Raw genomic sequence first — 14,404 nt, forward strand, 5'->3', positions numbered from 1 at the left:
AAACCTTCCGTGCGCTTCGGCTTTCCACCTTGAATCCACTATGTTCCGCATCAATCCCTCCCCCTACCCTTGACAAACATCCTTAGTATGGATATTCTCAAAATGATTAATGATCTAATCTAATAAACAATGTTATTCGTTAAGAATAATCGGGGTTAGCCTCACCTCCCGATACCTGCATAATAGCCCCATACAACTGGCTGAAAGGAATAGCCTTTTATGAATAATAGCTTTCCAAGAACAACCGTCGCCGGCGTCTCCTTACCCAGAATGATTATTGGCTGCAACTGGGTTTCAGGGTTCAGTCACCTGAGCGCTTCCAATGACTTATTTATTAAACAAACCCATCAGGGGCCAAAATCTGTCAGTGATATTTTTGAGACCTTTTTGGAACACGACATCAACGCTGTTTTAGGCCTCTTCAGTGTCGATCATAACCTCCTACCAGCTGTCAAGATGGCGCAGGAAAATTCGGGAAAAGAGATGATCATCATTGATGAACCAATCATCAATGTCGACGATAATCCCACAGCGCGAGCCGAAGCCAGGCAGACAATAGAAGAATGTGCCAAGCGAGGCGCAACTTTCTGCATGCCATTGCATTCCTGCGTCGAGCAGCTCCTCAACAAAAACACCCAATCCATCGATCGCTTACCGGATTATCTGGATATGATCCGGCAAGCCGGTATGATCCCCGGACTTTCGGCCCATATGCCTGAAGTTGTGCAATATGCTGATATCAATGAATACGATGTCGAGACCTATATCCAAATCTATAACAGCATGGGTTTCCTAATGCAGATCGAAATCGAAAGTGTCGCCAAGATCATCCACAACACAAAGAAGCCTGTCATCACCATCAAGCCCCTGGCAGCAGGTCGCACCACACCATTCGTGGGCCTAAACTTTGTATATAACACCATCCGCGAACAGGACATGGTCTGTATCGGCACATTCAATCCCCGTGAAGCGGCTGAAGATATCGAAATCGCAAGAGCGGCCATTGAACGCCGGGCACCGGAAGTGTCTCTCAGGGACAGCCCCTTTAACACCTCTGTCGTTAAAGGTGAAATAGAATAATCCCGAATCTCAACCAGTCAAAATAAAAACAGGTTCTCTTTGAATAGAGAGAACCTGTTAATTTTATTGAATTTTCAACTTGTTCATTACTTGCGAGCCGCCCAAAGCATCCCCCGACGCATAATTTCCGTAACCTCGGGGATCTCAAAAACAGCATCAACATGACCAAGTGAGCTGTAGAACACTCGACCCTTCCCCCACAACTTAGTATAAACCACCGGCATCGCAACCGGCCCATTTGCACTGTGCGGTCCCACAGTATGCACTAGAGTGGTTGCTAGAACGTTCACGCATGGGTCCAGGTGCAAATAGTATTGTTCCGAATGCACCCTAAAGTCCGGAATCCCTTCCACTATTGGAGAAGCTGCGCCCCGCCTGACATTGACAATGTAATCTGTCTGGAATCCATCTGAAGGTGTGGGATAGTTCTTTTGCACATAGGCCAAATTTTCTTCCGTCAGTTTTGAGATGTGGTGATAATACACGTCCCCAGGGTGCGCCACCCATTGGCTGCCTGTCATGAATTGATACTCAACTGACCAGCGGAAGGAGTCACACATGCCGCCATGAGCGCCCGCCAGCCCAACCCCAGATTCGACAGCCTCTGATAGGAAAAAGGCATAGCGATCGTCAAGTTCGCCCTGAGTCCACATGGGAATGATCAAATCCATAGACAGCAAAAAGTCCTTGTCGCCCAGACATTCCAACGTGTCATAGACAAAGACTTCAAAGTCTTCTTTTTCCAATAAACTAGCAAATCGCTTGCTGACTAATTTCGGTTCATGGCCTTGCCATCCACCATGAAATATCAAAGCTTTCCTTGTCATTTGTACCAACTCCTGTTATCCCATAAGAATTCGGGTGTAAATATATGCGCCTGGATTAATCTATGGATTTAGCAAATACAAGCCAACTAATAAACCGTTATTCATTTTAAGTTGAAGAACGCAATTTAGAAATTCACACCACCAACAAGGATAATATTGGCATAAGGCGAAGTCTCGCCAGTTCTGATAATACATTTCGCATTGGCAGTCAGCTTCTTGAATTCCTCATGGGGCACCATCTCGACTGGTTTTCCGCCCATCAAAGATTCAATTTCCTTTAGAGTCTCTGGATTCTTCTCGACGATTTCACTCGCCACGATATATGATTCCACAACAAGTTCTGCTTCAACTGATTTCAAAACCTGTAAGAAAGTAGGGATCATCGCTGTAACTGATACATCGACAATAGCAACCCCCTCCGGAATGGGTAAACCACAATCTGCAATACAAAAATATTCCGTATGGCCTAGTGCTGCAATCTCGGCAACAATATCAGGATTAAGAACTCTATCTTTTTTCATTTTTCTCCTTTAGTAAACAAATTCTATTATTGTGAGGCTATTTCAATAAAATTTTAATAAAACAATTATCAAAAGGTGTTACGCAAACGATTGCGCTTTATATTTATAAAATTATCATAAATATGGACCCATGTCAATGAAATTTAACTTCCCTTTAGCTAAAATAGAATAAATCGGTTTTGAAATATATTTTTTTCACTTATTTCAGTTACGAATATATCGCCCCACCATCGCTTATATATCAGGTTCTTATCCACAATTTCTCAACTCGTTAAGATTGTTTCTTTATACTTTCAACATATATGACCGCCCCAAAAACAGGTCTAGTTATTATTGATTTTTTTATCCAACAACAATTCAGCCTATTCAGATAAAGGCATGAATAAACTAGTAGCTATCATTAATAATACTTACAGAAAAAGGAGCCGGCATCCCACCGGAGAAGACTTAGTTTCCGACGCCGGAAATAGGAGCATCCCTATATAGGGGACAAAGCCCGTAATTGGAATATATACACAGTATATGGGGGGTTAAAAAAGAGAGCTTTTAGCCCTCATTTCTTTTTGGCAAGGAGACGTTCTTCCAGATGAACTAAACCCCTATTTTTGCTTAGCGAGTTTTTATCAACCATAACTGAAATGTCAAGCAATTGACCGATAAAATAATTTATTGTTGGTGGTTGTTTCCTCGCGGGCAGAAAACAGAAATCAAATATGCCTTTTTACCAGAAACAATCAAAGAACAACGAGGCTCCATCTCGTCCGGCATTATATTAGTGAAACAAACCCAATAGAGTCAATCAATAATTTAGTTATCCAGAATTTTGGACATTATCATTAACGATTAAGTCCATAATCACCTGGTCGGTTTCAGCCATCCCCTGTTTAGCGATCTTTCCCACATTCCGAATTAATACCTCGATATCCGATTGTAAAATGCCTGACATTTCATAATATTTACTTGATTGCATTGCTAGCTGGTGACCAAGAATCGCGGCATCCAAGCCCGAGGCAATCTTTGCGGCACAAGATGACTTAGCGCCATCACAAATCACGCCGGGGATATTCGCCATGATATTGGAAATCGTCCAGTTGATCTGCTTCAAGGAGCCGCCCTTCAAATAGGTCATACCTGCTCCTGCCGAGATTGCCGCGCTGATTGCGCCACAGAACGCGGAAAGCCTGCCAATCCCCGACTTCTGATGAATGGTCAACAAATTCGAAAATACCAGAGTGCGGATAAGCTCCTCTTCCGAGGCACCCCAGGATTTTGCCAGGCTGATCAACGGCACTGAACATGTGATGCCCTGATTGCCACTACCCGAATTTGTTACCACTGGGAAGGGACAACCCGTCATTCGGGCTTCTGAAGCCGCTGAAGCATATGCTCTGGCCTTCTCATAATCATCATCAGGGTGACGCTGCAAGATCAACTGCCCTAACCCAACCGCTAATTTTCGATTGATCCCATAGTCCGCAATGGCCGAATTATATTCAATTTGAGGTTCAATCATCGGCCGAACATCAGCCAGATCAACCTCATTGGCAAATTCATAAATCCTTGCTACCGAGAGAATGGAACGATCAACAAAGGTTCCTAAATAGTTACCGGAATCATCCTGTTGCTGGAAGAATATCTGACCGTTCTTTTTAATCAGTGTGATATTGGTGTGCGTGTGTTTGATTTCCACTAGGGCGGAATCGGGCCCTTTAAACATTTCGACCTGAATATGTAAATCAATGTCGGATTCGAGAAGCCCGACCTCACAAAATTGTCCTTCCACAAGGGCTTGAGTTTGTTCCACCTGATCAGGCTCAACTTCCGAGATGACTTCCATTCCCAAATATGGCTTCCCACCCAAAGCGCCCAATATGGCGGCGGCTTTAATGCCGATTAGCCCATTGGAATTTGGAACTGTCACACTCCGCGTGTTCTTGAAGATATTACGACTGCAAAGCACTTGCATTTTCTCAGGCTCACAGTGCAGCATCTCTCTGGCTTTTGCTGCTGCCAGGGCAATTGCGATCGGCTCCGTACACCCTGTCGCGGGTACAAGCTCTTCCTCAAGAATTTTCACATAATCAAGATACATTTGCCTGTTCAGGATAAACTCCTCATTCTCTGTTTAAATAGCGCTAAGTGTCCAATGCGTATTTCAGCCCAAGCTATGGAAAAACATCGAGCTGAAACCTATTGAACAACAATTAACCTTTTTGAACTAATGGAAATTCTAACCGATAATGGGAATCGCTTTCAGTAAATCCAACATTGGATCCAAACTCGCCTGGCGTTCAAGGCTCATTGCGAATTCATACAAATCATTCTGCTGGCTTTCCTCCAATGCTTCCTCTGTCAGGCCATTAAACTTATTCAAAAGATACTCGTCAGAATTATCCTTGACCGACAAAGCTGAATCATATTCCTCACGCAGAACCTGCCCGTCCATCAGGGTGATCTCAATAATACAAGCCCTCTTTCCGGTGGGCCCGGTGCCATATTCATTATGCCGGGAGGTGACAACCTTTTTCCTCATCTCAACATACCGAGGATCTCTTAGCCGTTCAGTTGTGTACGTCGCCGGGGTCACCTCTCCATCAATAATGGCTGCAGAAACAGAATGGGTCAGAGATAAACGACTGGATGTTGTGTTTAAAGACTCAGGAAGGCCCCCATCCAGATCGTAGGAATAAGGATAGGAATCAACCAGAATGGATTTGATTTGATCGGGGGCAATATCATGCTTTTCCTGCAATTTAAACACTGTCTTAATCGCCGGATTAACCGCGAAACAGGCAGGAAATTCTTTGATGGATAATTCGTTAATCAAATAGGGTTGCCCAGGTTTGATCTCTTTTCCAGTATGACCCTGAAAGACAGTCTTCAGAGATTTTACACCATGGAGAACAGTATCGGGGCCGGTTAGGCCACGGCTCGCAGCTTCAACCGCAAACATCGCCAGATATGCTCCCCATCCGCCATAAAGATCCTTTGAGTTGGCCCCCTCAACAAAACCAACAAACGGGCAAAGTGGGAGCAAGGAGGCCGTCATACCAAATGCATTACATAACTGGTCAACAGACAGACCTCTGAGCAATCCAGTCGCCGCGACTGCACCTAATCCGCCCACAAAACCAGGGTTATGCAGTCCCAATTCACGGATTCTTTCAATCGAAAGCAAAGCCATTCGGGTGCAGACATCATAGCCAAAAACCACTGCCCGGATGACATCTTCCACTGGAACCGGGAAACGCTGATACGTCGCCAGAACAGTTGACCAGACATAAATCCCAGGATGCGCCGATGCTTTAGTGCCATCGTTCAATTCAATGCTAGACAACCTAGCTGCGTTAGAGAATGCAGCAATAATTGGGAGCACGGGTTGTTGGTCAGCCCAGATACTGGCTGTGCCAGCGCTCGGGTTTAAATCGCGGATCAACTGCAACAGATCCTGACAGCTCTGGTGGGACGCCGTATAGATACTCCCACCCAAATAATTCACTAATGAACGTTTTACCTGATGCAAAGTTTCAGCATCAATATCAGAAAACGAATATGAATTGAAATATTCTGCAAGTTCTCTGAAATAACTTTTCTCTGTCACTTTATATCCTTTGCTGAATATATAACTGCAGCCATCGAAAATAGTCCAAATGATACAGGGTCAGTTTTCCGATGGCTTCAGTAAATTCTTCTTCAAAAAAACTTTCTTTTTCCTCTAAAGCCCGTTAATCTCTCGCACCCAATGGCAGGCAACGAAGTGATCAGGAAGAACCTCTTCGAACTTGGGCGTGCTATTGAAACACTTTTCCTTTGCATACTCACAACGAGCTGCGAACCGACAACCGGGCTTGGGTTCAATAGGCGATGTGATCTCACCTGTCAACAACTTGCGTACCCGGGTCTTATGAATTTTTGGCTCAGGGATTGCAGCAAGAAGCGCTTTAGTATACGGATGTAATTGTTTATCAAATAAAGCATCAGTTGAGCATTTCTCAACCGTAACACCCAAATACATGACCATGATGTTCTTGGAGATATGCTTGATTACTGAAAGGTTATGTGTGATGAAAATGTAGGTAAAATCCTTTTCCTCTTGAAGATCCTGCATCAAATTGAGGATCTGGGCCTGAATGGAAACATCCAAAGCGGAAATGGGTTCATCACAGACAATGAACTTCGGGTTCAAAGCGAGGGCTCGGGCGATCCCGATTCTCTGCCGGCGTCCCCCATCCAATTCATGTGGATATGAATTAACATAGCGCCTGGCCAAACCGACGGTATCCATCAAAGTATAGACCTGCTTTTCAATTTCTGCTTTCTTGGCACACAATTTATGAATGACCAGAGGTTCTGAGATACTCTCGCCAACCGTCAAACGGGGATTCAATGAGGAATACGGGTCCTGAAAGATAATCTGCATCTTTTGCCGCAATGCGTGAGTTTGCCGGGCATTCGAGTTTGTGATATCTTCGCCATCAAAAATCACCTTTCCAGCCGTGGAATCAATCAACCGAATAATCACACGTCCCAAGGTAGATTTACCACACCCAGATTCACCAACCACACCTAATGTCTCGCCTTGATTAACGACAAAGCTGACATCATCGACAGCGTGTAACATTCCCCTGGGGGTTTTGAAATATTTTTTTAAGTTACTTACCTCAAGCAGACTATCCATTTTTTTCTCCAACGAAAAAGGTACGACATTGTTTCATCTTCGCCATAAGACATCCATCCATCATTTGTAAAGTAAGCATTTGACCAAATGCCCAGGCGAAACTTCAATATCCTCAGGGGCAATTAATTCACACTCTGGCATCTTATGGCTGCATCGTGGGTAGAAAGGACAGCCAGTTGGAAGATGAGTTGGATCTGGCATCAGGCCGACAATTGGGGTAAGCCTGTCAACCTTGCTGTTCAAATCCGGCAGAGAACCAAACAATCCCTTGGTATAAGGGTGCATCGTATGGTCATAAATATCTTCCAGAGAGCCAATCTCAACAATCTGTCCTGCGTACATAATCGCCACCCGATCACAGATCTCAGCGAGCACACCCAGATCGTGTGTGATCATGATCATTGCAGTATTCAGCCTTTTCTTCAATCCACCCATCAAATCAAGAACCTGAGCCTGGATGGTCACATCCAAAGCGGTCGTAGGTTCGTCAGCAATGATCAAGCTTGGGTTACAGGCTAGCGCGATCGCGATGATGACCCTTTGCTTCATGCCGCCAGAGAACTGGTTGGGATATTCAACCATACGCTCTTTGGGTATCCCCACCATCTCCAACATTTCAGCAGCCTTAATCTCAGCATCCGCGCGGGATAGTTTCTCGTGCAAACGGACTACCTCTGAAATTTGATCACCGACGGTCAAAACCGGGTTCAAAGCCGTCATTGGGTCTTGGAAGATCATGGATAATTCATTTCCACGATACTTTCGCATCGCCGAATTACTCAATTTGAGCAGGTCTTTTCCATGAAAGATAATCTGCCCATCAATGACTTTTCCGGGCGGCTCAGGGATAAGCCCCATCAAACCAAGCGCGGTCGTTGTCTTCCCTGCGCCAGTTTCACCGGCTAAGCCCAAGGTCTCACTTTCCTTCAAGGAAAAGCTTATATCATTGACTGCCCTGACAACACCTTCCTCGGTAATGTAATGGATTGTCAGGTTTTTTACTTCAAGAATGTTATCGTTCGTTTCATAAGTCATATATACTGGCCCCTTACTTCTTCAACTTTGGATCGAGAGCATCGCGGAGGCCATCTCCGAAGAGGTTCAATGCCATCACCGTTAACATGATCGCCAGGCCAGGCCCAATAACCATATATGGGTTATCCCGCATATAAGTCCTTGCGCTAGAGAGCATGGCTCCCCATTCGGGAACTGGCGGCTGGATCCCTAACCCCAGAAAACTCAATGAGGCACATAGGAGAATTGACTTCCCAATACCAAGTGTTGCCTGGACGATGATAGGTGCCAGAATGTTCGGGAAAATGTGAACCCTCAGAATACGTCCAGTATTGGCACCAATTGCACGTGCCGCTTCAACATAATCCTGATCGCGAACCGTCATCGTGGCAGCGCGCACAACCCGGGCAAAGTTGGGCACAGAACTGACCGCAACCGCAATCAAAGCGCTTGTGATTCCAGCGCCAAGAGTCGAAGCGATAGCAATCGCAAGGACAACTCTTGGAATCCCATAGAGAATATCGCAGATACGCATGATAACATTGTCTACCATATTCCCAAAATACCCAGCAATCGCACCCAGGATGCAACCCACTAAAGCGCCAGCTGACAATGAGATAAAACCGATCCGCAGGGAGATGCGTGACCCATAGATGATCCGACTCAAAATATCTCTGCCGAATTCGTCCGTTCCTGCCAAATGCTGCAGCGAAGGTGATTGCATGATTTCTGAATAATTCTGCTTATCATACGGATATGGTGCAATAACATTCGCAAATATAGCTAACAACACCAAAATTAGCAGCATTGCCAGACCAGCCAACGCTAAACGGTTTTTCTTCAGCCGTCGCCACACTTCCTGGAACTGGCTGCGTTTCTTAACAATCACAATTTTGTTTTCGTGAACCTTTTGGTTTTTATTATCCATTTAGCCTAACTCTCCTGCGCATCAGTGTTACTCGGTAGACTGGACGTTGATACAGGATCTTCTTTTGAAGTCTTCTTCCTCGTAATATATTGAGAACGAATCCGTGGATCCACTAATGCATACAGAAGGTCAACAACCAAATTAACACCACTCTGTAGCATTGCCAACATCAGCACAGAACCTTGAACTAAGGGATAATTCCTTGCCTTGATGGCATCCACCATCATTTTCCCCAGGCCAGGTATGGCAAAAACCTGTTCATTGACCACAGCACCACCCAAGCTCCCGGCAAACTGGATACCAACGATTGTCAGGATGGGGATCAAAGCATTGGTGAGAGCATGTTTGAACAAGATCACATTCTCAGACTGGCCTTTAGCCCTGGCGGTTCGGATGTAATCCGAACGGATCACCTCAAGCATGCTCGATCTTGTGATCCGTGCGATCGTAGCCACCGGCACAGCAGCAATACTTACCACAGGCATAAGATAATAGATCGGCCCATATAGGCCTGAGGCCGGTAGCCAACCCAGTTTAACTGAGAATAATAAAACTAATAACAAAGCCAGCCAGAAACTGGGCATCGTGATGCCTAATAATGACAAGATACGTACCAGATTGTCAACGAAACTGTACTGCTTTGTTGCAGATATGATTCCAGCTGGCACACCAATAATGACAGCAAAAATTATGACATAAAAAGCAACCCGAGCAGTTACAGGTAATCTGGTCATAATTTCTTCACTGACAGGTAGCTTGGAAACATATGAAACACCAAGATCGCCCTTTAACAAATCACCCATATAGTGGAAATATCGCGACATAAAACTATCATTCAGCCCCATCTCTTCGCGAAGCGTTTCCACTTCTGATTCCGTTGCCAAGTCACCTAATAGTGCTCGCGCTGGATCACCCGGCGTAAAATATAGAAGGGTAAAAATCACAAAGCTGATGCCAATTAACACCGGTATCATGGCAAGAATTCTTTTTAGTGCATAACGAGCCATAAGAGATTGCTCCTTACATTGCAAAGAAAGAGAATAGTCGCCACAGGGAACCCCCTATGGCAACTATTCCTATTTTTCGTTGTTACTACTTCTTCGCTTGGTACATTTTACTCTTGTGTGAATTCAATCACTGTGAAATCAGGAATACCAGTACTCACAAATTCAAAATTAAGAATGGTTCCACTGGCGGCATACCCTCTCTCCGGATAAGCAAGAGGAAGAAGATACAGTTTGTCCCAGAGGTAGTCCTGCAGTTCCTCATAGATCGGAATACGATCTTCCATCGCATAGGTTTGCTCACCGGCGTCCAGAAGGTCCTGAACATGCTGGTCGTTATGGCGGAGGGAAATTGTGCGGGCAAGAGGCCATGCAACCAGAGCACTCGCCGGGTCAAGAATGGTGGCGCTGTTGGACATAACCGTCATGGGCAGTTCACCGGCATTATTCATCGTTGTAAAGGTAGTGATATCAACCATTTCAATTGTGGCGGTGATACCAACTTCTTTGAGCATGCTCTGAATAATCTCGATGGCGGCATTGTAATTCTGCTGCTGGAAGGTGATGAATTTAACTTCTAGACCATCTTCATAACCGGCTTCAGCGAGCAATTCTTTGGATTTCTCGGGATTATATTCCCAGGGACCCTCTACCTTATAACCAGGAATGCTTTTTGCCATGAAACCATCAGCAGCTTCTGCGTAACCCTGGTAAGCGGTTGTGGCAACAGCTTCTACATTGATTGCATATGCAATAGCTTTGCGGATCAACTCATTGCCATAAAGTTCATTTTCGTTATTGAAGCAAAGGTAGACCATCTTGAGGGAGGTACCCTTGAGCATCTGCAGGGAGGGATCCTCATCGATCCGACCCCAATCGGTGGTTGAAAGGTCGAAAGCAATATCAACGCCACCGGTCTCAAGTTCAATAGCACGGGAGGAAGCTTCCAGAATAACGCGGAAGACCAATTTGCCATAAGCAGGTTCCACACCCCAATAGCTATCGTTTTTCACCAATTCAATCCGGTCACCAGCGACCCATCCACTGAACATCATGGGGCCAGTACCAACGGGGGCACGGCCAAAGGCTTCTGCACCCATGCTTTCATAGGCAGCCTTGCTGAAAATAGCGCCACGATAGCAGGCAAATGCTTCCATGATCGGGGCAAAAGGATACTGTAACTTAAATTCTACAGTGAAGTCATCAATGACCTGAGAATTCTCTATATCCAGTGCACCAAAAATTGTGCTGGTGAAGTTGCTTGTTTGAGCTATGCTCATCGAGAACAGAACATCTTCAGCGGTCATCGGAGTGCCATCATGGAACAGCACATCCTCACGAAGTGTGAAGCGGATTGTGGTGTCATCGATGATGTCAAATCCCGTTGCCAGCCAAGGCACAAGTTCACCATCCACGTTCTTGATCAGAGATTCAAAAACAGTCTGGGTAGCAAGAAAAACAACTTCATTGGAAGCTGCATAGGCATCCAATGTTGGAGGTTCCTGGCTGATTGCAACCACTAATTGTTCGCGGAGAATCCTGTCGGAGCTATCCGCAACGACTTCCTCACCTGAGGTTTCCTCACCAGAAACCTCTGAAGAGCCATCATCGTCAGGAACTACTGCTTCAGTGACAGCGGAGCTTTGGCATCCCACTATGCTAAGCACCATGATGGCAACTAACAAAAACAACAAACTACGTTTCATCCTTTATCTCCTTATATGGTTTATGAGTGAAACTAATATCGATCTTTCTCTACGCAATACAGCAGTGCGTTATTCCATAAGTGGCTAATTCTTGGTCACAAACAATATTGAGGCTAACATTATTCGGACCTGACCTGGTTCGTGTCAAAATGTTCTTTGAGACTCTCCTGGATCTGTATAATAATCGGCTTTACGGCACTATCCGTCTTCCAGATCAAATAGATCTTGCGATTGATTGGGTAGTTTTTAATCCGTAGGAAGGATAAGTTATATTGAACCAAAGGAGGAATTCTTGGAATGAGCGACACCCCAAAATCAGAAGCGACATATGAAGCAATCGAATTGCATTCTTCCGCTTCAAACACCACGTTTGGATCAACTTCATATCCGGTAAAAATGTCATCAATCACATGGCGGAGATGAGTCCCGGATTTAATCAATGCGAATTTCTCACTCGCAATCGTGGAAAAATCCACTTCCTCTTCATCAGCCAAGGGATGTGATTTTGGCACAACCAGGAAAATCTCCTGGGAAAATACTTGGTAACTTGAAATCCCTTCGCCCTGATAATATGGCGTGAAAGCAAGGTCCAGTTTATCCTGCTGAATTTTCTGAACCAGATCTTCCGACGTGCCCTGGTAGAAGGAAAACGTAAAGTCCTCATTTGCGGCAAGATGGGGAAGCAGACTGAAGATGCTGGGCAGGAAATCGTAGCTAAGGCTAAAAATGTATCCCAATCGCAGATTCAAGGGATTCATCATATCCTTTAGCTTCAATTCACCGGCAAGCAATGAATCAATGGCTGTCTGCGCAAAAGGCAAAAAAGCTGTCGCGAATTTTGTAGCGGTGATAGTCTTCCCGTGCTTGTCAAACAGCTTCACGCCTAATTCTTTCTCAAGTTCTCGTATGGCATAACTCAAACTTGGCTGCGAAACATATAATTCATTAGCCGCTTCAGTGTAGTGAAGTGTCTGGTATAAAGTGGTAAAACATTTTAACTGATGTAATCTCATGATCGCATCCTAATTCTCATGCCTAGTGAATGTTTACAGGAAACAGTGCAAATGTTTATCAAACCATTCGAGTCTATCACAACAAGAACACTATTTTGCCTGTTCTTCACGCTTAGGACATGAGTAATCATTAAAAGCCTCTTCCCTCAAACCTCAATAAAAAGTCAACCACATGTCTTAATTACAGCTCTTTCGAAGGATCATAAAACTCACCAAACAGTTCCTCGTTGGATGGTCGATCCTCTGGAATAGGCCTTGAGACCCATGTTGTATTTATATAATGCTTTAGGCTAATATTCTCGGAGACAATGTTGCCTCCCCATGTACCACAGCCCATTGATGAAGTCATCGGCATGCCATTCGTGAATGAACCGGCATTCGATTTCGACTGTGGCTGACGAACCATGATCCGGCTGACAGGCGCTACGAGGGCCAGCCTGTCGATGTGGTCATCGTCAAATGAGAAGATGCCAACGGAATGTCCCTTGCCACCCACTTCATATATAGCCTTCATCATAGTGAGAGCGTTCTCAAACTCACCCGAATATTTATGAACGGCCATCAAAGTAGTCAGTTTTTCACTGCAGAACGGATATTCCTTGCCAATCCCATCGCCAATTACGAAAATGAATTTCCGATCATCAGGAATGGAAAAACCGGCGATTTCAGCCAACTTTTGAGGTCGGATGGCGATAGTGTTCGGAAGTCGATGGCCTTCCTCATCCCACATGACCTTCCTGAGCATTTCACGCTCCTGGTCGGATGCCATGTAGCCACCCTCGTCCTGAAGGCCTTCTAACACCTGGTCATAAACCTGGTCGGATACAATCAGATTCCCATCAGCAGAACAACCGGAACCGAAATCGGATGTCTTGCTCAGCATGGAGTTATGACAAGCTACTTTTACATCCGTTGTTTCATCAAAAATCATAGTCGCATTGCCTGCGCCGGAGCCATAAGCTGGTGTACCGGAGCTATAGGCCGCCCGCACCATAGCCTTACCGCCCGTAGCAATAACTAATGAAGCACGTTTCATCAACTCAGCTGTTTGCGCCTTACTGGGCTTGGTCAAGCACTGCAGAATATCTGCAGGTGCACCGCATTGCCTCAATGCTTCACGCATCAATTCGATTGTTGTATTTGTTGTCTTTGCAGAGCGTGGATGGGGCGAAAAAATGACGACATCCCTGGCTTTAATCGCATAGATCGCCTGACCAACAGGTGTAAGCGCTGGGTTTGTAGTCGGCACCAGAGAGGCAATGACACCCACAGGCTTGCCGTACTTCACAATGCCCTTTTCAGGAATCTCTTCAATAACGCCGATTGATTTCTCTCGAAGAGCATCTCGTAAGCAGCCAATAATCTTAAACCGTTTACCTTGGCGGCCAACAGGGTCACCCAAATTGCTCTCCTCAACCCCCATATCCACCAACTTGAGGAATGTCTCCTTATTAGCCACCGACCAGGCTACGGCCTGACACAAGCGGTCCACTGTTTTCTGATCAAACCCTTCAGCAATTTCTAATGCCTTATGAGCTTTTGAAAAAACATCATCTAGTTCAGAATGTTCAACTGCTGTGATTTCTTTTTCCAATGGGAACCTTCCGTTGATTAATACCTGCTTAACGAGTGT

At 45.2% G+C, this 14,404-nt stretch carries 12 protein-coding genes; 1 reads left to right on the forward strand and 11 read right to left on the reverse strand.

What is annotated here, in order from left to right; translation table 11 throughout:
- Window positions 1–219 precede the first annotated feature (219 nt).
- Complete coding sequence (locus JR338_06285; protein QRN82059.1) at window positions 220–1,080, forward strand: hypothetical protein; 861 nt, start codon at window positions 220–222, stop codon at window positions 1,078–1,080.
- A gap of 86 nt (window positions 1,081–1,166) precedes the next feature.
- On the opposite strand, the gene JR338_06290 is transcribed toward JR338_06285, so the two are convergent.
- The 11 genes from JR338_06290 to JR338_06340 all read right to left on the reverse strand — a co-directional run bounded on the left by JR338_06290 (window position 1,167) and on the right by JR338_06340 (window position 14,365).
- Window positions 1,167–1,907 carry a ThuA domain-containing protein gene (locus JR338_06290; protein QRN82060.1) on the reverse strand — a complete coding sequence of 247 codons (741 nt, stop codon included), beginning with the start codon at window positions 1,905–1,907 and terminating at the stop codon, window positions 1,167–1,169.
- A gap of 125 nt (window positions 1,908–2,032) precedes the next feature.
- Complete coding sequence (gene rbsD / locus JR338_06295) at window positions 2,033–2,428, reverse strand: D-ribose pyranase (protein ID QRN82061.1); 396 nt, start codon at window positions 2,426–2,428, stop codon at window positions 2,033–2,035.
- Window positions 2,429–3,239: 811 nt separating this feature from the next.
- A complete protein-coding gene (locus JR338_06300) occupies window positions 3,240–4,520 on the reverse strand; it encodes a serine dehydratase subunit alpha family protein (protein ID QRN82062.1) in 1,281 nt (426 codons plus the stop codon).
- Window positions 4,521–4,658: 138 nt separating this feature from the next.
- A complete protein-coding gene (locus JR338_06305) occupies window positions 4,659–6,029 on the reverse strand; it encodes an MmgE/PrpD family protein (GenBank protein ID QRN82063.1) in 1,371 nt (456 codons plus the stop codon).
- Between the two features lie 114 nt (window positions 6,030–6,143).
- Window positions 6,144–7,106: an ATP-binding cassette domain-containing protein gene (locus JR338_06310; GenBank protein ID QRN82064.1), complete on the reverse strand. Its 963-nt coding sequence runs from the start codon at window positions 7,104–7,106 to the stop codon at window positions 6,144–6,146.
- A 60-nt stretch (window positions 7,107–7,166) separates the two neighbouring features.
- Window positions 7,167–8,141, reverse strand: coding sequence for an ABC transporter ATP-binding protein (locus JR338_06315; protein QRN82065.1), 975 nt, complete (start codon window positions 8,139–8,141; stop codon window positions 7,167–7,169).
- Between the two features lie 13 nt (window positions 8,142–8,154).
- A complete protein-coding gene (locus tag JR338_06320) occupies window positions 8,155–9,048 on the reverse strand; it encodes an ABC transporter permease (GenBank protein QRN82066.1) in 894 nt (297 codons plus the stop codon).
- A gap of 5 nt (window positions 9,049–9,053) precedes the next feature.
- Complete coding sequence (locus JR338_06325; GenBank protein QRN82067.1) at window positions 9,054–10,055, reverse strand: ABC transporter permease; 1,002 nt, start codon at window positions 10,053–10,055, stop codon at window positions 9,054–9,056.
- Between the two features lie 107 nt (window positions 10,056–10,162).
- Window positions 10,163–11,758 carry an ABC transporter substrate-binding protein gene (locus JR338_06330; protein ID QRN82068.1) on the reverse strand — a complete coding sequence of 532 codons (1,596 nt, stop codon included), beginning with the start codon at window positions 11,756–11,758 and terminating at the stop codon, window positions 10,163–10,165.
- Window positions 11,759–11,877: 119 nt separating this feature from the next.
- A complete protein-coding gene (locus JR338_06335; GenBank protein QRN82069.1) occupies window positions 11,878–12,771 on the reverse strand; it encodes a LysR family transcriptional regulator in 894 nt (297 codons plus the stop codon).
- A 181-nt stretch (window positions 12,772–12,952) separates the two neighbouring features.
- Window positions 12,953–14,365 carry an aldehyde dehydrogenase family protein gene (locus tag JR338_06340; GenBank protein QRN84374.1) on the reverse strand — a complete coding sequence of 471 codons (1,413 nt, stop codon included), beginning with the start codon at window positions 14,363–14,365 and terminating at the stop codon, window positions 12,953–12,955.
- Window positions 14,366–14,404 lie beyond the last annotated feature (39 nt).

The organism is Chloroflexota bacterium (assembly GCA_016887485.1).
In the GTDB taxonomy this organism is placed as follows: Bacteria; Chloroflexota; Anaerolineae; order Anaerolineales; family Anaerolineaceae; genus Brevifilum.